Origin of the sequence: Bradyrhizobium sp. Leo170 (genome assembly GCF_004296405.1) — a bacterium.
Taxonomy (GTDB): domain Bacteria; phylum Pseudomonadota; class Alphaproteobacteria; order Rhizobiales; family Xanthobacteraceae; genus Bradyrhizobium.
In genome coordinates this window covers 1-23,488 of sequence record NZ_PSRR01000074.1, presented here as the reverse complement: position 1 = coordinate 23,488, position 23,488 = coordinate 1, and the positions used below count along the sequence as shown (strand labels likewise).

Genomic DNA, 23,488 nt, shown 5'->3' with positions numbered 1-23,488 from the left:
TCAAAGATCTCCTGCTTCCTGAACCGGAAGTCTGTCGAGGTGTTGGCGGTAGGCGAGATACTGCTTCTTGAGATGAGCGTAGGCGGCGATCGCATCGGGCGCCGGTTCGATCTTCTCGCGGATTCGAACCATCGCGGCGCTGGCCGCCCGGAGGTCCGCATGGAGTCCGACGCCGACGGCTGCCAGCATGGCGGCACCGAGCGCGGAAGCCTCGGCGACCTCCGGTACGATGAGCGGCTTGCCGAGCAGGGCGGCACGAATTTCGAGCCACAGCGAAGACTCGGCCCCACCGCCGACGGCGCGGATCTCGCGCACCGGCATGCCCGCGGCCGCCAGCGCATCGAAGACCTCTGCGACCTCAACCGCTACGCCTTCGAGCGCGGCGCGGAACAGGTGTCCACGTCCGTGCTCGAAACTCAGTCGCGTCAGGCCGCCGCGTTCGGTGACGTCCCATCGCGGGGTCCGCGAACCCGCCAGCATGGGTGAAAAGATCAGGCCGTCGCTGCCGGCTGCGATCGCGGCGGCTTCGGCCGTCAGCGTCGGCAAGTCGGCGCCGAGCACGCCGGCAAGCCATGCGACCGCGCCGCCGGTGGCCGCCATGGGACCGCCGACGCACCAGGCTTCTCCAACGGGAAAGCGATTGAGGACGAGGCGGCGATCCGGATCGAAGCACGGCTGGTCGGCGCAAGCGAAGATGACGTCCGTGGTGCCCATGACGTTGACGGCGATGCCGGGCTCGACCATGCCGCCTCCCATTCCGCCCACGGTGCCGTCAGGGCCGCCGACCACCACCGATGTTCCATCCAGCAGCCCGAGAGCACTCGCCGCGTCCCAGGTCAGCCGGCCGGCGACCGCAGTGCCGTCGCGTATCTCGGGAAAAAGGTCGCGCGGCAGCTCCAGCGCTGCGATCAAGTCCTGGCTCCAGGCCCCCCGCCCGACATCGAACAACAGCGAATAGGAAGCGCCCGCAGGGTCGCAGACGGCTTCGCCGCAAAGGCGCATGAGCAGCCAGTCCTTCATGGTCAGCATCAGGCGCGCCTTGGCGAAGACGTTGGCCCGGTGATCGCGGAACCACAGCAGCAGCGGCCCGGTCAGCTCGGGGGCGATCCGGCGACCGGAGATGCCATAGACCGTTGCGGCGCCAAGCCGGTTCTCGATGAGGGCAGCTTCACGCGTCGCGCGCCGGTCCTGCCATGTGCAGATGTGCGCAAGCGGCAGCCCATGCGCGTCCGTGAGCACCATGCCAATCGCGGCAGTGACGCCGATCGCGGCGATGCGCGCCCCATCAACCCGGAGGTCGCGGACCGTTTCGACGACCGCTGCCCATAGCGACGTTGGATCGGCCTCGGCGAACGACGCCTGAAGCGCAACGCTGAAGGGGCGGCTGGCATGGGCAAGCCGCACGCCGGTCGCGTCGAAGAGTGTGGCCCGCGTGCTGCTGGTGCCGGCGTCGATGGCGAGGATCAGGTCACCCCGCATTATGAACCGATCCTGTGAAGGTGATGGCGGCGGGAGAGGCAGGCAAAATTCATGGATCCCGTACGTCGGTTTAGCGTACTGGCATAAAGACACAAAAAACGATTTCCGAAAACGTTTTTTTCTGCTACGCGTCGCTGCCATGGCCAAGGCGGCCGCAGACCTCAAAGACAGTCAGGAGTGCAGCAGATGACGACTTCACAGCCCGCGCGAGCGAAGATCGGAGCCGCACGCGCGGTCATCCAATGCCTCAAGCTCGAGGGCGTGGAATTCATCTTCGGCGTGCCTGGCGGCCAAACGCTCTCGATCATGGACGCGCTCTACGACGAGCCCGGCATCCGTTTCATCACGACGCGCGACGAGCGTGCTGCCGCACACATGGCCGACGCCTACGGTCGCCTGACCGGCAAGCCCGGCGTCTGCCTCGCGACCACCGGCCCCGGGGCCACCAACCTGATTACTGCCGTGGGCGGTGCACACCGCGATTCAAGCCCGGTTGTGGTGATTACCTGCAACAACCGGCGTCGGCATATCGGCCAGGACGATAACCAGGATGCCGATCACATCACGCTGTTTCGGCAGTTCACCAAGCTGAGCCGCTTCGTACCGGACAGCGAGGGCATTCCGCAGGCTGTGCGCGAGGCCTTCCGTGTGGCGACGACCGGCAATCCCGGCCCCGTTCTCCTCGATTTCGCCCGGGATGCGGTTGAGGGCGGCGAGATCGCGTTCGAGCCGATCGAGCCGCAAAATTACCGCTTCAACGAGCGCCCGGTCGCTCCTGAAGCCTCCATCGCGGCGGCTGCCCAGGCGCTGGCCGCCGCCAGGAAACCGGTGCTGTGGCTTGGTCGCGGCGCGATCATCGCGCGGGCCGGCGAGGCCGCGCTGAAGCTGGCCGAACTGCTCGGTGCGCCGATCGTGACGAGCTTCAATGGCATCTCCGCCGTGCCCGGCGACCACGATCTGTGCTTTGGCCCGCGCAGCCGCTTCGGCACCAAGGTTTCCAAGCATCTGTTGCAGGACTCAGATTGCATCCTTGTCGTCGGCAACAGCATGAATGCAGCGTCGACCTCGCGCTGGACGCTGCCGCTCACCCGGAACATCGCGCAGGTGGACCTCGATCCGGCGATCGTCGGTCGCAACTACCCGGTCGCGGTGGGCGTGATCGGCGACGCCGCCGATGCCTTGCGGCGGCTCGCGGCGGCGCTGCAGGGCAAGGTATCGGCCAATGCCGCCGCGCGGGCGGACTGGCTCGCTCAGGCCAGGCGGCTGCGGGAGGATTGGCGCAAGGACGTCTTCGCTCCGGCCTACGCGACGTCGCGGCCGATCAAGCCGCAATGGGTCATGCAGACGCTTGGCGCGGCGATCGACGCGAACACGGTGATCGTTGCCGATGCAGGCAACCCCGGCGTCTGGACGCATATGCTGCCGATCAAGACGCCCGGCGCCTACATGAAGCCGGTCGGCTACGGAAACATGGCCTTCGGTCTGCCGGCTGCGATCGCCGCCAAGCTTGCGGGACCGCGCAAGGACGTCATCGCCGTCGTGGGCGACGGCTCGCTCGGCATGAGCATGGGCGACATGGAGACTGCCGTGCGCGAGAAGGCGCCGTTCACGCTGATCGTGATGAACGACATGGCGTACGGCAACATCAAGCAGGAAGAGCTGCACTTCCACGGCCAGCGCTACATCGGCGTCGATTTCGGCGACGTGGACTATGCAGGCATCGCCAAGTGCATGGGCGGCGACGGTGAGAAGGTTGCCAATCCCGGCGATCTGGCCGACGCGATTGCACGAGGCAAGGCCTCCGGCCGCTTCTACCTGATCGACGTCCGCATCGACGGGAGCGAGAACGTCTGGAAGGATCCGATCTGAGGCCTGCAGCCGGGTGCGGCGGCTTCGCGGATCAGACCCTCAACACCCGGTCGGTCGTGATGCCGAGCAGCCGTCGCGAACCGACGGCATCGAGGGTCGCCCAGTGATCGCCCGGCTTGAAGACATGCTTGTCCAGCCAGGCCCGTAGGGCCTGGTGCGACCGCGTCGCTTCGGCGATTTCCCCAAGCGCTGCGTGGTCCGCTTCGTAGCGGGTGTCGCAGGCGGCGGGATAGGCGCCGTAAGGCGCCTCGACGATGCAGGCGACGGCCTCACCGGACAGGAACGGATCGGTCGGGCGCCGGGCGATCGCTTGAGCGCTGACGACCTGCTCGACGGACACGATCGCTTTTGCGCCTGCCTTCGCGAGCAGCAAGTCCGGGAGTTCGGGCTCCCATTGATCCAGCGCGAAGCGAACGTTGCCGTCCGTATCGGCCCACTGCGCATGCAGGAGCACGAAATCCGGCCGCAATATGCGGAAATGGGAGTCCCACGTGCCCGATGTGGAGGGCAACCCGAGCGCGATGGCGCGGATGCGATCCCGCGTCTCCATGTCATCGGCCGCGATACGCGCGCCGCAACCCGCGGCAATGAGGAGTTCGAGCGCCAGGCCTTTGTCCCAGGACACGAGACGAAGGTCCTTGCGGCCCTGCCGGATGATCTCGCACGCCAGCGCCATTGGTGGTTTGCGCCCTGCGTGACCGCCAAGGGCGACACAGTCGGCGTCACGAATGAGGCCGATTGCATCGGCGAGCGAAACGACTTTGTGTCCGGCGGACATTGGCGGGAATCCTCGGGTGTGCTCAGCGCTCGTCGCGGCCGACATAGACCCCGTCGGGGTCGATGACGTCGCGCAGCAGACGCAGCAGATGAAGATCGGGCTCCGGCTCGATTTCGAGCGTCGGTGCCGCATCGATGGGAAAGGCGATGTGCTCCTGCACCTCGGCAAGCGTAGCGCCGGGATATAGGCGCTCCACGCGCATGCGCCTCGAGGCCGGATCGAAACCAAGGATCGCGCGATCGCTGATCACCCTGACCGGGCCGGCCCCCGGCAAGCCCGCCGCTTCGCGTGCGCCAGGACCGGTGAGGAAACCCGGTGTCGTCAGGTACTGCACCTTCTCGACGAAGCGCTTGCGATCGAGCCGCGCGATCACCACGAAACGCTTCGCCATGCTGGCAATGTCGTTGGCGCCGCCGCTGCCCGGCAGCCGGACCCGCGGCCGGTCGTAGGGCCCGATCACCGTGGAGTTGAGGTTGCCGTAGGGATCGATCTCGGCCGTGCCAAGGAAGCCGATGTCGACCTTCGCCTGCTGCAGCAGGCTGAGGGCATAGAACGTACCGGCGACCTTGGTGGAGCCGTGCACAAGCCGGTAGTCGCCCACGCCGGTAGCGAGATCGACAGGCTGGGGATCGATGATGCCGGACTCGAACACGAGGTTGACGCGCGGCGCGTGCGTCGCCTTGGCGAGATAGGCGGCTACCATGGGCAGGCCGGTCCCGATGAAGGCGGTGTCGCCGTCGCGAATCTCGCGCGAGGCGGCGACGGCCATGTATTCGTCGCGGCTGACGTCAGTCATGGCGGACCTCATGCAGGTAACCCAGCGCGGGGTCGACGCGCAGGCGGAGCAGTCGGGATATCGTCAGGGTGTCCAGATAGGCGAAATGGTCGGGCAGGCCATGCACCCAGCGGTCGAGCCAGGCGGCTGTGTCAGTCTCCGAGCGCGACGCTGCGTAGTAGTCGGCAAGGTGAGGGGCGTCATGGTCGTAGTAGCCGTAGACTCCCGTCGGATGGGCGCCGTAGGGCACATGGACCACCATGTCGACCATCAGCGCCGGCAGCAGCGTGAGTTCCGGTTGACGGCGGATGACGTCGGTCTCCACGATCTCCTCGACGGTGACGATCACCTGTGCCGCAGTGCGCGCCTGCTCCTCGATCACTGACGTTGTCCCGAATAGCTGCACATTGCCGAGCCGGTCCGCGCGGGCGGCGTGAATGACGGCCACGTCGGGTTTGAGCGGAGAGACCGCGGTGACAACGCCGTTGCCGAAGGGCGAATCCAGGCGCTTCGCCTTGTGCGCCGCCGGCTCGAAACCGGAGACTGCGAGGATGGGCATGAACGGCAAGCCGAGCCCCGCCGCCATCAAGCGCGACACCATGCCGAAATGGCTGTGGTCTTCGACCGCGATGGTGCCGGCCTCCACCGCCTTGGAGAAGCGTTGGCAGCGGCCATAACCCTCGAACATGAAGTTCGAGAAATAGACCTTTTCGAGCATGCCCGCGGCGGCCAGGAACTCGGCGACCCAGCATTCTGCGACGCTCATCAGCGTGAGCTGCGAGCGCCCTTGCCGGACGAGCTCGCGCGTGAAGGCGAGCGGCTGGTGGGAATGTGCGAAGCCGCCTGCGGTCAGCGATGCGCCGCTGGCGACGGATTGCGCGGCCTCGGCCAGCGAGACGAGTTTCGACGGCGTTTGCGCCATTGTTGGGCCTTGTCCGTGAAGCGCTCAGGCCGCCTCGATCCATGTCTGGCGGGCGCCGGTGATCAGCGACACGATATCGTCGCCGTTGACCGAGGCGGTCGGTACATCGCCGACCTTGGTCCCGTGCCGTAGAACCACCACGCGATGGCTCATCTCCATCACCAGCGGCATGTTGTGGCTGATCAGCACGATCGAGATGCCCTGTTCCTGCAGCTTCCGCACGGCGTCCATGGCGCGCTTGGTCTCCTGCACGCCGAGAGCGGCAGTCGGCTCGTCGAGCAGCACGAGCGAGGATTTCCACAGTTTGGTGCGGGCAAGCGCAACGGCCTGGCGCTGGCCCCCGCTGAGGCCGGAAACGTTGGCGTCAGCTCGCGGCACGTTGACAGAAAGGCCCTTCAGCGCATCGTCGGCGGCCGCGCGCATGCTGCGCTTGTCCAGGAAACGCAGCGGGGCGATCCCCCAGGTTCTTTCCCGGCCCAGGAATATGTTGTCGGCGACGCTCAAATTGTCGCAGAGGCCGAGGTCCTGGTACACGGTTTCGATTCCCAGATTCCTCGCCACCTCGGTGGAGGAGATCGCGATGGGGCGGCCGTCGGACAGGATCTCTCCTCCGGTCGGCTGAATGGCGCCGGACAGGATCTTGACGAAAGTGCTCTTGCCCGCGCCATTGTCGCCGACGAGCGCGACGGTCTCGCCTTTGCGGATGCGGAAGTCGACTCCCCGCAGGGCATGCACCGGGCCGTAGGATTTCCTGACGCCACGCGCTTCAAGAAGGGCCGCGCCGCTGGTGCCGTGTGTCATTCGCATCCTCCATCTGGACCTGAACGTGTCGACTTGAAAAAGCCACGAAACGATTTCCGAAAACGTTTCTTGGTTTTGCAAGCTACACGTGCTATGACGCTGGGGTCAACTGCGGACTTAATCTGCTTGCGATGCGCGTTCTCTCAGGGTCTGAATCTGGACGAAGCCCGGCCGGCCGCTATTGGTGCCGAACGGTGCATGGGTGTCGGAGAGCCTGAGACATGAAAGACAAGAAGCGCGTAACGATCAAGGATGTCGCCAACGAGTGCGGTATCGCCCTCTCGACCGTCTCCAACGCGCTGGTTGGCAAGCAGCATGTAAGCGAGGAGACCCGGCGGCTGGTGAAGGAGACCGCCGAGCGTCTCGGCTACCGTGCGTCCGCCGTGGCCCGGGCGTTGCGGATGCAGCGCAGCTTCACCATCGGCGTCTTGATTGCCGACGTCGCCAACCCGGCCTTTCCGGATTTCGTCCGTGGCGTGGAGGACGTGGCGATCCGCGAAAAGTGCAGCCTGCTTCTCTGCAACACGGATGGCGATGAGGAGAAGCAGATCTGGCATATGCGTGCGCTGCTCGACAGCCAGGTCGACGGCATGGTGCTGATCTCCCAATACACGGATACGCCGCGCGTTCGCGAGTTGCTCGACTCGGGGACGCCTTTTGTGCTGGTGCAACGACGCAGTCCGCGCCACGAGGATGACTATGTCGGTTCCGACAATGTCGGTGGAATCACCCAGGCCGTAGATCATCTCGCCAGTCTCGGCCATACCCGCATCGGCTTCGTGCGTGGTCCGATGGACTCCTCGACCGCCGCCGAACGGCTCGAGGCCTACAAGGCCGCGATCCGCCGCCTGAAGCTCGACCGGGACGCCGAACTCATCTTCAACGGCGACTACAACCTGCCGACCGGCTATGACGCCGGCCTGCGCTTGTTGTCTCTGCCCAATCGCCCCACCGCGATCATGGCCAGCAACGATCTGAACGCCATGGGCGTGATCGAGGCGGCCATGGAGCTCGGCATCAAGGTGCCGGCCGACCTTTCGGTTGTCGGTCTCGACGACATCCGGCTCGCTTCCTTCCGTCGCATCGACCTGACCACCATCCACCTGCAGAAGCGCATCATGGGCGCGGCTGCGGCCGAGATGCTGATGAAGCGGATCCGCAACCAGCGTCCGTCGCCGGCACGCGAGCAGATTTTCCCGACGGGACTCGTTGTCCGCGGGTCCACCGCGCGCGCCCCCCATGCGGCGGGCAAAAAGCGCAAGAAAGAAGCCGTATAATTCCAGTCAAGGAGAGGAAATGGCCGGTTCGCTTGAGGGGATCAAGGTCCTCGATTTGTCGCGCTTCATTGCGGGACCCGTTTGCGGAATGCTGCTGGGCGACATGGGCGCCGACGTCGTCAAGGTCGAGCGGGCCGGAAAGGGTGAGGATGCCCGGGCGATCGCGCCAAAGATCGGAGGCGAGAGCCTCTATGTCATGATGTTCAATCGCAACAAGCGCAGCCTTGCGCTCGACTATCGCAACGCCGAGGGCCAGCAGCTCCTGCGCGACCTCGCCGCCAAGGCGGACATCCTGATCGAGAATTTCCGGCCGGGCACCCTGGAGAAGATGGGATGCAGCTACGAGGAGCTTTCCGCCATCAATCCGCGTCTGATCATGGTGCGCATCTCGGGCTTCGGGCAGACCGGACCGCACGCGCAGCGCCCCTGCTTCGATGTCATCGCGCAGGCCATGAGCGGCCTGATGGAGATCACGGGCGAGGCCGGCGGCAAGCCGGTCCCTTCGGGCGCCTTCGTCGTCGATCAGGTGACCGGCCTCTACGCGACCGTCGGTGCGCTCGGAGCCTTGCAGGCGCGCGAACGGACTGGACGGGGGCAGGTGGTTGACGCAGCACTATTGGACAGCGCGGTGACGCTGCTGCTGACCGCCATTCCCGAATACGCGCTGTTCGGAACGGAGGCCACGCGCAAGGGCGCGCGCGACCGCTATTCGGCGCCGGCCAACAACTATCGTTGCAAGGACGAGCGCTGGATTCACTTCAATGCCGGCAATGACGCGCTCTTTCCCCGCTTGTGCAAGGCCGCCGGTCTCGAGCACCTGCTCTCGGATGATCGGTTTGCCACGCACGCCGGACGTATGGCCAACGCTGACGCGATCGAAACCATCATCGCCGGCTGGATCGCTCAGCACCACTCCGACGACGTGGTCGAGACGCTGGCGCGTGCCGAGGTGCCCTGCGGGAAGGTCGCCACCATTGCCGAAGTGGTCACAAACCCGCAGCTCAAGCATCGCGAGCAGATCGTCGATATCGCTTATCCCGACGGCAATGTGCCGATGCACGGGGTCACCGTGAAGCTCTCGGAGACCGCGAACAGCATCCGCCGGCGGGCGCCGTCGATCGGAGAGCACACCAGCGAGGTGGTGGCGGACTGGCTCGGCTGAAGCGGACGCTTAGACCCGCATCAGCACGCCGCGCGGGTCGATCACCTCGCGCAGCAGGCGCAACTCCTCTAGCGAGGGTTGCTCGGTGACCGGGATGTTTTCGGGAATGGTCGGCGCGAAGCCCATGCGCGAGCGCACGTCGTCGAGCGTGACCCCCCGATGCAGCGAACGCAGGCGCATGGCGCCGTCGGACCCGAAGTCGAAGACGGCCTTGTCGGTGACCACGAGCGCCGGGCCGGGCCCTGGCAGGCCAAATTCCCGACGCGGAGTGCCGCGGACCTGATGGCCGACACTGGTCACGAAATCGACCTGCTCCACGAAAGTACGCTTGTCGAGGTCCACCACGATGATGGGACGGCGCACAAAGGCCAGATGCTCGGGCTGGGCAAGGCAGCCGACCAGCCGCACATCCGGCTTTGCATAATGGCCGATCGCGGTGATGTTGAGATTGCCGTGGCGATCGACCTGCGCCGCGGACTCGAAAGAGACGTCGAAGCGACCGCGGCCAAGCATGTCGCACTTGAAACCCGTGTCGGCCGGGCAGGCAGCGGCATGCCAGCGCGTCAGGCTGTCCTGGCGGAGATTGTCGGGCATGCTGGAAAGGTCCGGATCCAGGAGGTTGCCCCAATAGACCGTGGCGCCGGGCGCGTGGCGCAGTTGCGCGAGGCGACACGCGGCGAGCGGGATGCCGACAGCGAGCGTGAAGGCGCGTCCGTTGGTGCCGACGCCGACAAAGATCAGGTCGTCATCCCGGATTTCGCGCGCAATGATACAGGCTGCGAGTTCGTTGACGGTGAAGCCGGTGACGGCGCCGGAGGCGGTAAGCGTGTTCATGCGTCAGCCCTGCTGAACGGAGAGGGACGGGAGGCGGGCGGAAGCGCCGCTGGCGTGAAGGTACTCGTCGTGAGCCCGCGGCGTGCGGACGAAGCGGTCGAGATAGGTCGCCATGCCCTCGGGAGTCTTGGCGTGCTCGAGGTAAAGCCGCAGGTGCTCTTCGTCTTCGTCGTAGATGGAGTCGCAGGCGGCCGGATGCGCGCCTTGCGGGACTTCGACGATGGCCTCGACCCACTGGCCGGGAATATAGGTGAGCGTCGGCTGCGCCTTGACCTGCTCGTGCGGAATGATTTTCTCGACGGTGACGATGAGCCGCTTGGCACCGCTCGCCATGAGCTGGTCGATGTCGTCGCTGTCGCGCACCACGGGCCACTGCACGTTGCCATAGCGGTCGCCGGCGTAACCGTGAATGATGGTGAAATCGGCGTCGGCTGCGGCGACCGCATGAAGCTTGTCCCCGCTGAAGGGGCAGGTCATGGGCCGGATTTGCTCGGGATTGCGTGCCGCCATGTCGGAGCCGAGCAGCGAGCGAACGGGCATGAAGGCAAGCCCGGCTGCGGCTGCGCGGAAGCGCGCCACGATCGCGCATTCGGAGAAGTCGCGCGCCGTGATGGCGCCGCTCTGGACGCCGCGCCTGAAATTCGGGGCAAGGCCGTGGCTGAACATTCCCGCATAGATGCCTTCCCAGCGCCGGATCGCGCCGGCCGCCGCCAGCATGTCCGTCGCGGTAGTGGTCGCCCACGTGATCAAGGTGAGGTCCTTGACCCCGCGGCGAATCAACTCACGGACGGCCGCATTGGGTTGGCGCCGCAATAGACTCCCGCCGATCGCGAGCGTCACGCCGGACGCGATCGGGGCCAGCGCGGCCTCGAGTGAAACGAGCTTGTTCTTCATGGCGGCTCCCGGCACCGTGAGGCGGACCCCACGAAATTTCAGAACGTATTGGCTGCCAGATTGCATTTTCAGCTTGCGCGGCCGATACAAAAACGTTTTTATATCGATCATACGCCGCGCGACAAGTCTTAAAAGCTGTGGAGACGCGGGTGAGATGGAGGAAATACTTGGCGTCGGTCCCGGCTTTTCTTGATGTTCGCGGTATCTCGAAGTCGTTTCCCGGTGTGGTGGCGCTTGATCAGGTGTCATTGCTGGTCGATCGCGGCGAAATACACGCACTTATTGGAGAAAACGGCGCCGGAAAATCCACTCTGATGAAGGTCCTGGACGGAATCTACACGCCGAATGACGGCGAAATCTTGCTGGATGGCCGTCCGGTTCGGATTCCGGATCCCTTCGTGGCGCTCGAGCTTGGGATCAGCATGGTGCACCAGGAGCCCAAACTCTGCAGTCCTTTGTCCATTTCGGAAAACGTTTTTATGGGGCGCCTGCCCCTGGCGGCCTGGGGACGGGTGGATTGGGCCGAAGCCGATCGCAGGACCGCCGAATTGCTGGAGCGCGTCGGCCTCGATCTCGATCCGCGCACTCCGGTCGAGGCATTGTCGATTGCTCAGCGGCAGCTCATCCAACTCGCCAAGGCGCTCGCATTCAAGGCGCGTCTGATCATTCTCGATGAGCCGACTGCGAGTCTGACTCCGGTGGAGGTCGACCGCCTGTTCACGATCGTGCGGGGGCTCCAGGCCGATGGCGTCAGCTTCCTTTATATTTCGCATCATCTGGACGAGATTTTCCGGATCGCTTCGCGCGTCACCGTCCTCAAGGACGGTCGCAAGGTGACGACCCTCGACGTGGCGTCGACCAGCAAGGATGCGCTGATCGGCCTCATGGTCGGGCGTGACCTTGGCGAGCGCTTTCCCGCCAAGGGGAGGGCGCCAGGCAAGCCGGTGCTGGAGGCGCGGGAGATTTCAGGCCACGGCTTCAGGGACGCAAGCCTGACATTGCGCGCTGGCGAGATACTCGGCCTCTCCGGCCTAGTCGGCGCAGGCCGAACGGAGCTGGCGCGCGCGCTGTTCGGTGCAACCGCGATCTCGGCGGGACGCATCCTGATCGACGGAGGACCGGTCGTCCTGCGCAGCCCGGCCGACGCCATCAGAAAGGGTGTGTCCTACATCGCCGAGGATCGCCGCGATGGTCTCTTCATGCCGCTTTCGGTTCGTGAGAACATCGCATTCGCGGCTCCGGAGAAGCACAGCCGTTTCGGCGTGCTCAACAGCCGCAAGCAGGCCGAGCAGGCCCGTGCGTTTATCGGCCGCCTCAACGTGCGCACTCCCCATGCCGAGCAGCCGGTCGCCGTGCTGAGCGGCGGCAACCAGCAGAAATGCATCCTCGCGCGATGGCTCCTCAAGGGCGTGCGCGTGCTTATCCTTGACGAGCCCACCCGCGGTATCGACGTGGGCGCCAAGCGCGAGATCTACGCGCTCGTCGATCAACTCGCCCGGGAGGGGATTGCGGTCCTGCTCATCTCCTCCGAACTGCCCGAGATCCTGGGCATGGCCGATCGCGTGCTCGTCATGAGCGACGGGCGGATCACCGGCGAAGTCGAGGGCGACCGTGCGACGGAAGAAAGCCTGCTCGCTCTCGCCCTCCCTGTCGAATCCATCAAGCAAGAGCTTCACGCATGACCGACACCGCCATCACGGAGGGCGCGGCCTCTCCCAAAACCGCTAACTCCGGTTACAATCGGGCCCTGGGCTTGTTGGTGCGCTACAGCAACGTGCTCGCGCTCGTACTGCTGCTCGTTGTGGCAAGCCTGCTGTCGCCGTACTTCCTGTCCTCTCGCAACATCCTGAACGTGTTGCGCGGGGCGACCATGATCGGCCTCGTCAGCATCGGGATGACCTACGTCATCCTCAATCGGGGCATCGACCTCTCGGCCGGCTCCATCGTCGGCATTTCGGCCGCCTTGACGGCCGGCTTCGCGCACTACGGGGTGGGCGCCGCGGTGCTGGTCGGGGTCGCGGCGGGCGTCGCGGTCGGCATCGTCAACGGGCTACTGATCACGCGCCTGCGCCTGCAGCCCTTCATCGCGACGTTGAGCACGATGATCTTCGTGCGCGGCCTCGTCTACATCTATACGGAAGGCAGCAACGTCATCGTGCGAGATGCGTCGGCGGCCTTCACCTTTTTGGGCTCGGGCTTCATCGGGCCTGTTCCGGCACCGGTGGTGCTGTTCGCGATCGTATGGCTGATCGCGGCTCTGACGTTGCACTACACCGTGTTCGGCCGCGCCGTCTATGCCGTCGGTGCCAATGAGGAGGCGGCTCGCCTCTCGGGCATCGCGGTCGAGCGCAACAAGGTGCTCGTCTACACCGTGAGCGGGCTGCTGGCGGGTCTTGCCGGCGTCGTCCTGGCGAGCCGCCTCACTGTCGGGGAGCCCAATGCCGGCACGCTCTATGAGCTCGATGCCATCGCAGCCACGCTGATCGGCGGCACCACCTTCGATGGCGGCGTCGGCGGTGTCGGCGGCACCGTGCTCGGCGTGCTGATCATGGCGTTCCTGTCGAACGTCCTCAACCTGCTCAACGTGTCACCTTATTCTCAGATGCTGCTCAAGGGCGTGATCATCGTTCTGGCGGTCGTCATGAGCGAATGGAGAAAGCGGCGCTGAAGCTCGCAATTGGAGGAGAAATCATGACCCACGACGGAACGCGGCGGACGAACCGCCGTGATATCCTCAAGCTCGGCGCCGGCGCTGCGGCGTTTGCGTCCGCCGCCATCTGGGGACAGGACTCGTTTGCCCAGGCCGTGCAGGGAAAGACCGTCGGCTTCACGATGTCCTTCTCCAACACCGAGTGGATCAAGCAACAACAGGCGGGCATCGAGGAGACCGCCAAGAAGTACGGTCTCAAGGCCGTCGTCTATGATGCCAACGACCAGCCGGCCAAGCAGGTGCGCGACATCGAGGACCTGCTGGTCCGCAACGTGGACATCATCATCATCTCGACCTACTACGCCGAGGCGATCACGCCCGCGGTCAAGCAGATTAACGAAGCCAAGGTTCCGATCGTGGTGCTCAGCTCGCCGCTGGCCGGCGGCGCCGATTTTGCGTGTCACCTCGCGACCGACACGCTGGCGACCTCGCGTTCGGCGGGCGAGTATTACGTCAAGAAGCTCGGCGGCAAAGGCCTGGTTGCGCAGATCGAAGGCAAGCCTGGATCGGTGATCAACCAGCAACGCGGCAAAGGCTGGCGTGAGGTCATCGAGAAGCATCCCGACATCAAGGTCATTGGCCACATCGTCGCCAACTACGACCGCACGCAGGCCATCAAGGGCATGGAGGATCTGCTCCAGGCCAACAAGCAGATCGATGCGGTCTACTGCCATAATGACGACATGGCGCTCGGCGCCGTGCGCGCCGCCAAGGAGGCGGGGCGCAAGGACCAGATGTGGTTCACCGGCTACGACGGTCTCACCGTCGAGGCACTGGAAGGCATCTACAAGGGCGATCTCGATGGCGTGTGGGAGTATCTTCCGTTCGGCTCGGAGGGCATCGAGGCCGCGGTGCAGATCCTGCGCGGCAAGCCGATCAAGAAGACGATCGCCTTCGATTCGCCTCTGATCACCAAGTCGAATGTGACCGAGTGGTATGACCCGGAGAGCCGCAAGCGGAAGGTCCTGCCTTCACGCCTGACCTTCTGATGCTCCCGACTCCGGCCAGGCGCGAGCGGCCGGGGTCCGTTGTTTCTTACATTCGGCCGAAGCCGCAGCCGGCCACCGCTCGCGCACCTCTCGAAAAGCGATTCCAGGACGAGACCATGACCCAATCGACCGCCACCGCACCGAACCCCTGGCGCGACCTGACCGACCCTCGCCGGGCCGCGACCGCAGATGACCTCGAGGCCGGCCTGAAGGAGCCAGTGTTCGAGAACCTGCGGATACCGGAGGAACTGGGGCCGGTGACGATCACCGTCGACGATCACAAGATCAAGCGCTTCGCTTTCACTCAGGACGACTACGGCGACTGGTATCTGCGGGGCGAGAGCCCGTTCGACGGTGCGCGCATCGGCCATCCGGCGCTGCTGGGCAACGATCTCGTTCAGCTCTTCACCACGCGCTATCGCGCCAGCAAGACGGTGGGTTTCCACACCGAGGAGCAGATCTGGTTCGACAGCCCGGTGAAGCTGGGCGAACGCGTGACGCTCTCCGGCCAATATGTCGAGGCCTATGAGCGGCGCGGCCAAGGCTATGTGGTCATGGAAGCCCAGGCAACCGGCGAGGATGGGCGCAGCATCGTCCGCCACCGCGGCGTCGAAATCCTGCGCACGGTGCCGGGTCTCATCGCCGGCCGCGGCAGCAGTAGGACGACCGAACGCAGCGTGACGGGAGAAGTTGCGGACTGTGCGCGGCGGATCGAGAAGGCCGGTAGCGATGTGGCTGTAGGTGACGTGTTGACGCCGTTGAACAAGGTCTTCACGGCCGAGCAGACGGCGGTCTTCTCGCGCATCGGCGAATACGTGCGCAACACGCACAACGATTTGCAGATTGCCAAGAAAGGCAAGTTGCCGACCCTGATCGTGCAGGGCCAGCAGGAATATGGCGCCGCCGCGGAGCTGATGGCACGTGTGTTCGGCGCAGCCTGGTTCACCAAGGGCTGGCTGAAGATGAAATTCATCAACACGCTGCAGGTCTTCGATCCCGTGTCGTTCTCCGGCGTGGTGACGGCTGTGGGCACGCTGGCCGATGGCGCGCGTGTCGTCGAGCTCGAGGTCTGGGCCCGCCGCATGTCGGATGCCAAGCTCACGGCGGTCGGCTGGGCCTCGTGCAGGCTGCCGGCCTGATGGTTTTTCGGTTCGAGCAGCGCTGCCTCAGGTGGCCACGCCTCGGATGCGGTAGCCGAGCCGAATGGAGAGCGCATCGGCGTGCCGGACGACGAGCGGCGCAATGTTCTGGCCGGTTACCGCCGGAAGGTAATCATGGCTCATAAGGCTTTGCGGGCCGAGCAATCACGGCCAGTAACATGCGCGCACCAAACGAAGCGATCCGCACCTCTTAGCGAACAGGAGTAATCACTGCAGCACGCTGAGATCAGCCAGGAGCTGGGCTATACATCGCGACAGCGCTTCAAACACTGGCATTTGTGGAAAGTGCTGCAGCGTGGGATTGAACCCATCTGGCATAGACGACTGACGAACGCCAAACCCGCAACAAATAAATGGAAAAAATTCGATTGTCGTCCGGGCGCTGACCATTATTGTTCAACCAAAGGATGTGGTGCCGTTCCGGCGTCTCGGCATCCTTGAAAGCGCTAAGCGTCATGGTGGCCGCTGACTTCGATCAGATCAGGCCTTTGCCAGGTGGTGTGGTGGGAAGGCCAGCGCGAGTTGCGCGTTACGCAACTCATTGGATGAGACGGGGACAGTGATGTCGAAGCAAGGCTCCATCGCTATGTCCAGGCGTATCGGCCAGGACAGAACGCGGCAGGGCGAGCAGGGGTTCACTCTTGTCGAAATGCTGGTCGTCATCGCCATTATCGGCTTGATCATGGGACTGGTTGGCCCGCGCGTGCTCAGCTATCTGAGCGAGTCGAAGGTCAAAGCGGCGAAGATCCAGATGCAGAGCTTCGCAAGCGCGCTCGACCTCTTCAATCTCGATACCGGCCGTTACCCATCATCTGCGGAGGGCCTCACAGCCCTCGTGCAGCGGGCGCCGGGCGTGACCAACTGGAATGGTCCTTACCTCAAGAGCGGTGTCGTTCCAAATGACCCGTGGAGCCATCCCTATGTCTATCGTGCGCCCGGCGAGCGCAACGCATACGATATCATCTCCTACGGTTCGGACGGTCAGGAGGGCGGCAGCGGGCTCGCTGGAGACATCTCTTTGGACAAACTGACCAGCGCCAGCAATGAATGATGTGGGCACCGTACTGCTCGGCAGTCTTCTCCAAGGAGCCTCCTACCTCTTTTGCCAAGGCATCGAGTTCCGGCCGGGCTTGCCGGCGCCCTCGGTCGAGCGTTGATCGGTCTGCTGCGGCCTTGTCGTTCTCTCGTCCGACGGAATGTCGAACCCGGCAACCCACCGATCGTCTGCCGATGTCGGAGTGCGACGTCCCGGTCGATCGGTCATGATCGTGCCCATGTCGCGCAGGTCGTCGGGCGTCAGCCACGCGATGTCGTGGGCGTGCGTCGTCACCATCTGCCGGGTGATGCGTGGCGGCACGCCAAACCCGCTCGCGATGCGGGCCATAGCCATGGTCGCCTCTTCGGTCTGCGCGGTTTCGTGGCCGAACTTGTCGGACACGCCGTGGACGCCGATCGCGGCGTCGTAGCTCGCGAATTTCTCTATTCCTGCCGCGAACACGATGAAACAGGCCGAGGCGCAACGCGACCCGGCCGCGACAATCGTCGGCAGCTTCGCCCTGCGGATCAAATTTGCGAGCTGGACCGCCTCGGAGAGGCTGCCGCCCGGTGAATCGAGCCGCACGGCAGAGATCAGGCGGTTGCTGTCGTTGGCGGTCTTGATCAGCGCTTCGGCAGCCTCCGTGTCGCCCCCCGCCACGTCGCCGCTAAGGGCGATGATGGTGACGTCATCCTTCAGCGTCACGCTGTTCAGCTCGGCGGCGGTCGCGGCCGTGCTGACGACGGCCGCTCCCAGGAGCCCCAGCATGGATGACAGCATCGCCATCACGGCTTCAGCTTTCGTCTCACTTGCGCGCGATCGGCGTCGGCGCCGCAGCGGGCGCGTCGAAGGTCGTCGGTGCGCGCCGCATGGTATCGAGGCGCTCGCGGAACTCCTCGGCGACCACCTGGGCGTCGTGGCTGTTGCGTACGACCTTGGTGGTGACGAATACGATGATCTCCGAGCGATTCCTCATGTCGCTCTTCTGGCTGAGCAGGTCGCCGAGATATTTGATCTGGTTGAGGCCGGGCAGTCCGGACACCGTGCGCTCGTCGTCTTCCTTGATCAGGCCGCCAAGCAGCACGGTCTGGCCGCTGCTGGTGCCGACGGTCGAGCGGATGCGCCGCTGCGAGATGGTCGGCGTCAGGTTCTGGGCGCTGAAGCCGCCCGGATTGACGACGTTGGAGACTTCCTGCTCGATCTCAAGCTCGATCGATCCGTTCGGATGTACATGCGGCAGCACCTTCAGGATGATGCCGGTGTTCTGCCGGCTGATGCTGCTCACCACGTTCAGTCCGGTGACGGTGCTGCCGGTCGAGATCGGCACCTGGTCGCCGACCTCGAGGATCGCCGGCTCGTTGTCGGCGACCACCAGCGATGGCGCCGACAGCACCTTGATGGTGGTCAGGGTGGAGAGCGCGTTCAGGACCAGCTTGGGATTGGATTCGGCGCCGAGCAGCAGGTTGAAGCCGGGCAGCACGCGCGCGAGCAGGGCCGACTGCGTCGCCGATTGCGCAGCGCTGAACAGGCCGACCGATCCTCTGTCCTGGCCGAGGTTTGCGTTGCCGCTGGTCAGATAGGCCTGCACGCCATACTGCAACTGGTCCGTCAGCGTGACCTCGGCGACCATGGCATCGACGGCGACCTGCAGCCGCGGCCGGTCGAGCGACTCCAGCGCCCGCTCGATCACGAGATAATCTTCCTGGTTGGAGTAGACCATGATCGCATTGGTCGACCTATCGGCGGTGATCCGGACATTCTGGAACACCCCGCGCGGCATCGCGCCCGATCCCGTTCCACCGAGCCCCGCCGCATCCTGGTCGTCGTCCTTGCGATCTGAGAAGCCGGCTTGCGTCGCGCCGCTGCGGTTGGCGTTGTTCGAGTTGTCGGTGCCGCCCTGCGTGGTCGTGCCTTGATTGTTGTTGCTGAGCGTGCCGGTGCCGAGCGAATCGAGCCGCGATGTCGTTCCGCTCTGTCCGGGCGCGGTCGTGCTGGTCTGGCTGTCAAGACCGGCTGACTGCGAGGAGCGTCCGACGAACATCTCGTTGAGGATGCGGGCGATGCTGCGCGCGTTGCCGTAGCGCAGGCTGTAGACTCGCACCGTGGTGCCGGTGGGATCGGAGCGATCGAGCCGCCGCACCCACTGGGTCGCGCGCTCGAGCACCTTGCTGTTGCGGCTTACCGCCAGCACCGCGTTCATGCGCGACACCGGCTGGAACTTGATCACACCCTGACCATTGCCGCCTTCGGCGGTGTCGAACACCTTTTCAAGCTCGCGGATCATGGTTTCGGGCGCGGTCGATTTCAGCGGGTACAGCCCGACCGATTGATTGCGCAGCCACTCCACGTCGAGGGTTCCGATGACGCCGAGCGCGGCCTGGCGCTCGGAGGCGGTGCCCTGGACCAGGAGAAGGTTGCGCGTCTGATCGGCGCGCACGGCGCCCGGCCGCGACAGGAAATTTTCCGCCGTCTTGGCGATCGCCGCCGCCGAGATGTAGCGCAGCGGCACGATCGAGACGCCATAGCCCGGCTGTCCAGCACCGAAGGTGGAGGGGCCCGCGCCGGAGGCTTCCGGCAGCGGAACGATCCTGATCAGCTTGTCTTCGCGCAGTACCGCGACGTTCGACATCCGCAGCACGCTTTCGAAGATGGGCAACACGTCCTTGCGCGGGATCCGTTGTGCTGAGGCCAGAGTGATCACGCCTTGCACGCGTGGATCGATCACGTAGTTCAGTCCGAGGCTGTCGCCGAGCACCGATTTCACGGCCGTCGGGATATCCGCGCTGTCGAAGTTCATTTCGACGCCGCCGCCTTCGGTTGCGAGATCACCGTCGGTGGCCGAGGCGACGCGCGCCGCCCCATTCACCTCGCGAGAAGACGGCGCCGGTGTGAGATCCTGCTCGGCGCCGGGAAACACCATCGGCTGCATCGAACGGCTGGGCGCGCTGCCGCCCGACGACGGTCCGCCGACCGGACCGGTCCAGCGCGCGCGCAGATCCGCATCGCGGATCGGATCGGTCACCGGATCGCGACCCGGCAGATCGATGCTCTTGTCGATCATGCAGCCGCCCAGAAGGCCGCCGATTGCAAGCCACACGCCGGCCATGGCGCCAAGTGACGTCGCGCGCGACAGGCGGGACCGTTCGATCAACTGCACGATGGCTCTCCCTTGTGCTCTCCTGCGAGACGCGCGGACTGCGCCCGCCGCGCTCGTGTCAATGCGCATCGCTGGCCGCCTTCCACGGACGATCGGCGGGTGCGATGCTGCTGCCGGCGAGCTCCTCAACCTCGTTGAGCAGCGCTCCGGCGCGGTCGATCAGCGGGCGGGCCGCGGCCGGGTTGACCGGGCGGCGCGCGAACGCCGCGCCGTCGAGCACGGCCTTCATCTCGCCCGCCAGCGCATCGCGGGTGGCGGTGACGGCCCCGATCGCACGGAGATAGCGCTGATAGCTTGTATCGCTGCCCTTGATCGCTTGGGTTGCGAGCGCAAGGCTGTTGCGGCCGAGTTGTCCGAGCGGATCGTTGAGGGTCTTGTAGGCGCGGGCGAGCGCTGCATATGTCTCGCGGCCGCCTGCGGGCCCCAGTGGCAGCGCATTCGCTTCAAGCAGGTCCACCAGCACGACGCCGTCGTGGACGTAGCTGTCGGCGAGGCCGAGCAGGGCGAGCATCGTGGGCCGCAGGTCGGCGTGATGGGAGAGGATGTCAGCCGTCTGCCCGAGATGGGCGACGCCCGGACCGGCTATGGCGAACCAGCTCGTGCCTGCGATCTGCGCCATGTCGCCGCCGCCCCACGCCACGTCTGGATCAATCGCGACGCAGGCGGGCGGGGTGGCGCAATCGGCGCGGCTCGCTGCGGTCCGGTTGTTGTAGTCGGGATCGCCGAACATGATGAGGTGCGGCGTGCGCGCCGGGCTTGCCGTGACCATGTGCATCAGTTGCATCTGCGCGCGGTCGGCGAGCATCGCCGCGAGCCGGTCGGTCTTGCCGGTGACGGGGTTGAGCGCGGTGAGCTTGCTTGCGTCCTGCGCCAGCGTGCGCGTCAGCGGGTCGGCAGCAAGCGGGTTGTCGTGGATGTAGAAGGCCGGCGCGTTGCCGGCACGCAGGTCGAACGCTGTGACGTTGCGACGCTGAGTGAAGAGCAACCGGTCGATGAACGCATTGATCGCGCCGGTCGCTTCATAGCTGCAGGGCAGGGCGACGCCGTCGCACTCCGGCGGGCTCGGCGGTCCGCCGACAAAACGGTCGTTGCCGCTCGGCACCACGATGAACAGCGTGTTGCCCGCCGTGATGCCGCCGGCCGCCAGCCGGTCGATGAACGCCTTGAACGCGGCATCGAAGGCGGCGAGCCTTGCGACGTAGTCGCGCTCGCCGGGACCGAAGCTGCGCCGGCGCGCGGCGATCGCGGCCGGCTTGTGTGCATCGCCGATCGCGACATAGACCACCGGCACGCCGGCCTCCAGCATCGCCGCGGCGTAGCCAAGAGACTGCGCCGCCGTTGTCTCTGACGCGCCGGGAAAGCCTGGATGGCCGGCGTCGTCGGCAATCACGTCACCCTGGATGTCCGTGACCGCGCTATTCGGCGAGATCGGGGGCTGTACATGGCGGTGGCCGAACAGCGCGCTGAAACCTGAATAGCCGCCGGGCTCGTCGGGCAGAAGATCGGGCCGTGCGTGGGCGTTGCTGCATAGCGTGCTGCCGCGCGCGCAATGGATGGCGACGCCGACGAGCTCTGTGCGTGCCTTGGCGGGATCGCCGGCTGCGGCGCGCGCCTCCGACGCCCCGAGCACAGTCGCGACGTCGGCGATGTCCTGCAGCGTCAGCCCCATGGTCGCGTACGCGCCGACGTCACAGCCCGCGCGGGTGAACGGCACCCATGGCCCCGGCACGGTCTTGCCGGTGTCGGCGAGCATCAGTGGCTTGCCGTCGCCGCCGCTCGCGGTCCAGTAACCGAATGCGCTGGCGAAGCCGACGCTGCCGTCGCTGCGGAACGTGCCGCTGCCGTCGCCGATCGGCACGCCCATGCGGTCGCCGTGCAGGCCGGTCAGAACGGTGAGGGTGTCGGTCGCCGTCTGCGCCAGCGGCGTGGTGTGATGGTTGCTGCCGATGGTGCCGTTGCTGGCGAGGAAGTCGCGCAGGTGCGGCATCTGCTCGAGATCGGACGGTACGTTGGGGTCGTCACGGCGCAGGTGCACGTTGTCGAGCTCAATCTGCACCACGCGCGTGATCGCGCCGCCGCGCGCCTGCAGCGTGCATGCAGCCCGCGCCTGCCCGAAGCCGAAGGCGCATTCCACGATGGAGCCCGAGGCCATGAGCATGGCGCCGAGTGCGAGCGGCGCAAGGCCGGCAGGAATGCGACTCGTACGCATGACGCCACGTCTCTACTGTCGATCTCTTCGGTATCGATGTCGTTGGTATCGATGTCTTCAAGTGTCGCTTGAAAGCTCGAGCGCCGGTAAGATGTCGTCCGCTCGTGCGCGCGAAGTGTGTTCGGCTTCGATGACGCGGTTGTAACAGCGGCGCTCACATCCCGCGCATGGCGAGAATGCCGCGTTGTGATTCGTGTTCACCGATTTGACGCAAACACTCTGCGCAGACACGACGCGTTCATCCATGACGTCTTGCAACGATCGATGATGTCTTGCAACGCGCCGCTGCGTGATGCACCTTGATTGTCGCACGCGCTGATGACGGTATGTCGAAGACGACGCGGGGATCGCACATGAACAGACGCATGGATGGCGGACGCAGAAGCGTCACGCGGCGAGTATCGATCGCACCGGCGTCGATCCTGCAAGTATCGATGGCGGTTGCGCTTTGCCTGTGCGCGTCGCTTACCCGCGCGGCAGAGCCGCCTGCAAGTGGTGACGTTGCCGTCAGCAATCCGGTGGAGCTGCAGCCGTTGCCCGAGCTCGGCGCGACGCGCGACAAGCCGCTGTTCTCGCCGACGCGACGGCCTCCGCCCAAACCAGTCGCACCGGTGGCGCGGCAGGAGCCGCCACCGCCACCTCCGCCGCCGCCGAGTGTGGTGGTGCTTGGCATCGTCAGCGAGAACGGCGACGGCCGCGCCGCCATCCGCGCCGGCGGCACGGGCGACAAGGTGACGCGCGTCCGCACTGGTGACGACGTCAGCGGCTGGAAGGTGGAGCGGATCGAGCCGCGCCGGCTGGTGCTGACCCAGGGCGAGCGCGCGGTCGATTTCGCGCTGTTCGGCGGTGGGGCAAAGAGCGTCAAGACCGCGGGCTCGGCCGTGGAGCAGCGCCTGCGCGAGATCCGCAAGCTTCGCGTCGCGCCAAGCAACTGAAATGACGCTGGTTTCGCATCGTCCGCGGCCGCCGGCCCGCGCGCCTGCCAGGGTTAAAATTTTTTTCCGGAATCGCTTCGCGTTAGCCTGTCTCAACCTGTCTTGAGAGTGAGGAGAGGCGTCACGGATTGTCACGTGCGTCCGCTTGGGTGCAGGCGGTCGCGCAAGCGACTATGCGTGCGCCGATCATCGACCTGTCGGCATCGCGCCAGGCTGGTTCCAGGCTGGCCGGTGCGTTGCGTCGTATTCGTTTCGCATCACCTGCTGCTTTGGAAGGCTCCGCATGCATTCGCTTCTCCGCCCCCGGTTGAATTCGCGCCGCGCTTTGCTTCTCGTCGGCGCAAGCACGGTCGCGATTGCGGTCAGTTCGGGAGCCCATGCCCGCCCGTTCGGCTCATGGGGCGCGAACACCGCAGCCACGCAAGCGGCGACCGCTGCGGCGCAGGCCGCGGCCCAGCAGGCGCAACAGGCGGCGCAGAACACGCAAGCGTCGATGGCGCG

General features: G+C 65.5%; 20 protein-coding genes. 10 read left to right on the top strand and 10 right to left on the bottom strand.

Translation table 11 applies throughout. From position 1 onward, the window contains the following. Positions 1-1,479 (bottom strand): xylulokinase, encoded by a 1,479-nt coding sequence (locus CWO89_RS15360; protein WP_165421169.1) that lies wholly within the window; start codon positions 1,477-1,479, stop codon positions 1-3. A gap of 186 nt (positions 1,480-1,665) precedes the next feature. Between CWO89_RS15360 and CWO89_RS15355 the strand changes: the two genes are divergently transcribed. Then, entirely contained in the window at positions 1,666-3,348 is a 1,683-nt protein-coding gene (locus CWO89_RS15355; RefSeq protein WP_130579635.1) for a thiamine pyrophosphate-binding protein, read from the top strand. A gap of 31 nt (positions 3,349-3,379) precedes the next feature. Here CWO89_RS15355 and CWO89_RS15350 read toward each other — a convergent pair whose 3' ends face one another. From CWO89_RS15350 to CWO89_RS15335, 4 genes are read right to left on the bottom strand one after another with little or no spacing between them, the layout of a single operon-like run. Then, positions 3,380-4,171, bottom strand: a complete 792-nt coding sequence (locus CWO89_RS15350) for a CoA-transferase (RefSeq protein WP_165421168.1) — start codon at positions 4,169-4,171, stop codon at positions 3,380-3,382. Then, complete coding sequence (locus tag CWO89_RS15345) at positions 4,149-4,922, bottom strand: CoA-transferase subunit beta (RefSeq protein WP_165421167.1); 774 nt, start codon at positions 4,920-4,922, stop codon at positions 4,149-4,151. Before CWO89_RS15345 ends, CWO89_RS15350 begins: the two co-directional genes overlap by 23 nt. Further along, a complete protein-coding gene (locus tag CWO89_RS15340; protein WP_130579632.1) occupies positions 4,915-5,823 on the bottom strand; it encodes a CoA transferase subunit A in 909 nt (302 codons plus the stop codon). The genes CWO89_RS15345 and CWO89_RS15340 overlap by 8 nt, the downstream gene beginning before the upstream one ends. A 24-nt stretch (positions 5,824-5,847) precedes the next feature. Then, positions 5,848-6,624, bottom strand: coding sequence for an ATP-binding cassette domain-containing protein (locus CWO89_RS15335; RefSeq protein ID WP_130579631.1), 777 nt, complete (start codon positions 6,622-6,624; stop codon positions 5,848-5,850). Between the two features lie 221 nt (positions 6,625-6,845). Here CWO89_RS15335 and CWO89_RS15330 point away from each other — a divergent pair, with 221 nt between their 5' ends. After that, the gene (locus CWO89_RS15330; protein WP_130579630.1) at positions 6,846-7,901 is read left to right on the top strand and encodes a LacI family DNA-binding transcriptional regulator; all 1,056 of its coding nucleotides are present in this window, start codon (positions 6,846-6,848) and stop codon (positions 7,899-7,901) included. A 19-nt stretch (positions 7,902-7,920) separates the two neighbouring features. After that, positions 7,921-9,063 (top strand): CaiB/BaiF CoA transferase family protein, encoded by a 1,143-nt coding sequence (locus CWO89_RS15325; protein ID WP_165421166.1) that lies wholly within the window; start codon positions 7,921-7,923, stop codon positions 9,061-9,063. Positions 9,064-9,072: 9 nt separating this feature from the next. Here the strand turns inward: CWO89_RS15325 and CWO89_RS15320 are convergent, their stop codons facing one another. Then, positions 9,073-9,897: a CoA-transferase subunit beta gene (locus CWO89_RS15320; RefSeq protein ID WP_130579628.1), complete on the bottom strand. Its 825-nt coding sequence runs from the start codon at positions 9,895-9,897 to the stop codon at positions 9,073-9,075. A gap of 3 nt (positions 9,898-9,900) precedes the next feature. Continuing rightward, entirely contained in the window at positions 9,901-10,791 is an 891-nt protein-coding gene (locus tag CWO89_RS15315; protein WP_165421165.1) for a CoA transferase subunit A, read from the bottom strand. A 137-nt stretch (positions 10,792-10,928) separates the two neighbouring features. Between CWO89_RS15315 and CWO89_RS15310 the strand changes: the two genes are divergently transcribed. The 5 genes from CWO89_RS15310 to gspG all read left to right on the top strand — a co-directional run bounded on the left by CWO89_RS15310 (position 10,929) and on the right by gspG (position 16,701). Continuing rightward, on the top strand, positions 10,929-12,473 hold the full coding sequence (locus tag CWO89_RS15310; RefSeq protein ID WP_349644883.1) for a sugar ABC transporter ATP-binding protein: 1,545 nt from the start codon (positions 10,929-10,931) through the stop codon (positions 12,471-12,473). Then, positions 12,470-13,459 carry an ABC transporter permease gene (locus tag CWO89_RS15305; RefSeq protein ID WP_130579625.1) on the top strand — a complete coding sequence of 330 codons (990 nt, stop codon included), beginning with the start codon at positions 12,470-12,472 and terminating at the stop codon, positions 13,457-13,459. Before CWO89_RS15310 ends, CWO89_RS15305 begins: the two co-directional genes overlap by 4 nt. A 23-nt stretch (positions 13,460-13,482) precedes the next feature. Continuing rightward, positions 13,483-14,490: a substrate-binding domain-containing protein gene (locus CWO89_RS15300; RefSeq protein ID WP_165421164.1), complete on the top strand. Its 1,008-nt coding sequence runs from the start codon at positions 13,483-13,485 to the stop codon at positions 14,488-14,490. A gap of 116 nt (positions 14,491-14,606) precedes the next feature. Further along, positions 14,607-15,629 carry a hotdog family protein gene (locus CWO89_RS15295; RefSeq protein ID WP_130579623.1) on the top strand — a complete coding sequence of 341 codons (1,023 nt, stop codon included), beginning with the start codon at positions 14,607-14,609 and terminating at the stop codon, positions 15,627-15,629. Between the two features lie 583 nt (positions 15,630-16,212). Then, entirely contained in the window at positions 16,213-16,701 is a 489-nt protein-coding gene (gspG, locus tag CWO89_RS15290) for a type II secretion system major pseudopilin GspG (RefSeq protein ID WP_130579622.1), read from the top strand. 42 nt (positions 16,702-16,743) lie between these two features. On the opposite strand, the gene CWO89_RS15285 is transcribed toward gspG, so the two are convergent. From CWO89_RS15285 to CWO89_RS15275, 3 genes are read right to left on the bottom strand one after another with little or no spacing between them, the layout of a single operon-like run. Continuing rightward, on the bottom strand, positions 16,744-17,472 hold the full coding sequence (locus CWO89_RS15285; RefSeq protein WP_130579621.1) for a COG3904 family protein: 729 nt from the start codon (positions 17,470-17,472) through the stop codon (positions 16,744-16,746). 19 nt (positions 17,473-17,491) lie between these two features. Further along, positions 17,492-19,843: a type II secretion system secretin GspD gene (gene gspD / locus CWO89_RS15280; protein WP_130579620.1), complete on the bottom strand. Its 2,352-nt coding sequence runs from the start codon at positions 19,841-19,843 to the stop codon at positions 17,492-17,494. A gap of 58 nt (positions 19,844-19,901) precedes the next feature. Beyond that, a complete protein-coding gene (locus CWO89_RS15275; protein ID WP_130579619.1) occupies positions 19,902-22,052 on the bottom strand; it encodes a hypothetical protein in 2,151 nt (716 codons plus the stop codon). A gap of 353 nt (positions 22,053-22,405) precedes the next feature. Between CWO89_RS15275 and CWO89_RS15270 the strand changes: the two genes are divergently transcribed. Then, on the top strand, positions 22,406-22,987 hold the full coding sequence (locus CWO89_RS15270; RefSeq protein WP_130579618.1) for a hypothetical protein: 582 nt from the start codon (positions 22,406-22,408) through the stop codon (positions 22,985-22,987). A gap of 283 nt (positions 22,988-23,270) precedes the next feature. Next, on the top strand, positions 23,271-23,488 hold a 218-nt coding region (locus CWO89_RS15265; protein ID WP_207234487.1), incomplete at its 3' end, for a hypothetical protein.

What these genes read in the sequence shown, in the direction of transcription:
- CWO89_RS15330 (WP_130579630.1), top strand. Translation starts at nt 6,846, where the DNA reads ATGAAAGACAAGAAGCGCGTAACGATCAAGGATGTCGCCAACGAGTGC.
- CWO89_RS15285 (WP_130579621.1), bottom strand. Translation starts at nt 17,472, where the DNA reads ATGGCGATGCTGTCATCCATGCTGGGGCTCCTGGGAGCGGCCGTCGTC.
- CWO89_RS15315 (WP_165421165.1), bottom strand. Translation starts at nt 10,791, where the DNA reads ATGAAGAACAAGCTCGTTTCACTCGAGGCCGCGCTGGCCCCGATCGCG.
- CWO89_RS15300 (WP_165421164.1), top strand. Translation starts at nt 13,483, where the DNA reads ATGACCCACGACGGAACGCGGCGGACGAACCGCCGTGATATCCTCAAG.
- CWO89_RS15320 (WP_130579628.1), bottom strand. Translation starts at nt 9,897, where the DNA reads ATGAACACGCTTACCGCCTCCGGCGCCGTCACCGGCTTCACCGTCAAC.
- CWO89_RS15350 (WP_165421168.1), bottom strand. Translation starts at nt 4,171, where the DNA reads ATGTCGGCCGCGACGAGCGCTGAGCACACCCGAGGATTCCCGCCAATG.
- CWO89_RS15340 (WP_130579632.1), bottom strand. Translation starts at nt 5,823, where the DNA reads ATGGCGCAAACGCCGTCGAAACTCGTCTCGCTGGCCGAGGCCGCGCAA.
- CWO89_RS15360 (WP_165421169.1), bottom strand. Translation starts at nt 1,479, where the DNA reads ATGCGGGGTGACCTGATCCTCGCCATCGACGCCGGCACCAGCAGCACG.
- CWO89_RS15295 (WP_130579623.1), top strand. Translation starts at nt 14,607, where the DNA reads ATGACCCAATCGACCGCCACCGCACCGAACCCCTGGCGCGACCTGACC.
- CWO89_RS15275 (WP_130579619.1), bottom strand. Translation starts at nt 22,052, where the DNA reads ATGCGTACGAGTCGCATTCCTGCCGGCCTTGCGCCGCTCGCACTCGGC.
- CWO89_RS15335 (WP_130579631.1), bottom strand. Translation starts at nt 6,624, where the DNA reads ATGACACACGGCACCAGCGGCGCGGCCCTTCTTGAAGCGCGTGGCGTC.
- CWO89_RS15305 (WP_130579625.1), top strand. Translation starts at nt 12,470, where the DNA reads ATGACCGACACCGCCATCACGGAGGGCGCGGCCTCTCCCAAAACCGCT.
- CWO89_RS15270 (WP_130579618.1), top strand. Translation starts at nt 22,406, where the DNA reads ATGAACAGACGCATGGATGGCGGACGCAGAAGCGTCACGCGGCGAGTA.
- CWO89_RS15325 (WP_165421166.1), top strand. Translation starts at nt 7,921, where the DNA reads ATGGCCGGTTCGCTTGAGGGGATCAAGGTCCTCGATTTGTCGCGCTTC.
- gspG (WP_130579622.1), top strand. Translation starts at nt 16,213, where the DNA reads ATGTCGAAGCAAGGCTCCATCGCTATGTCCAGGCGTATCGGCCAGGAC.
- CWO89_RS15355 (WP_130579635.1), top strand. Translation starts at nt 1,666, where the DNA reads ATGACGACTTCACAGCCCGCGCGAGCGAAGATCGGAGCCGCACGCGCG.
- CWO89_RS15345 (WP_165421167.1), bottom strand. Translation starts at nt 4,922, where the DNA reads ATGACTGACGTCAGCCGCGACGAATACATGGCCGTCGCCGCCTCGCGC.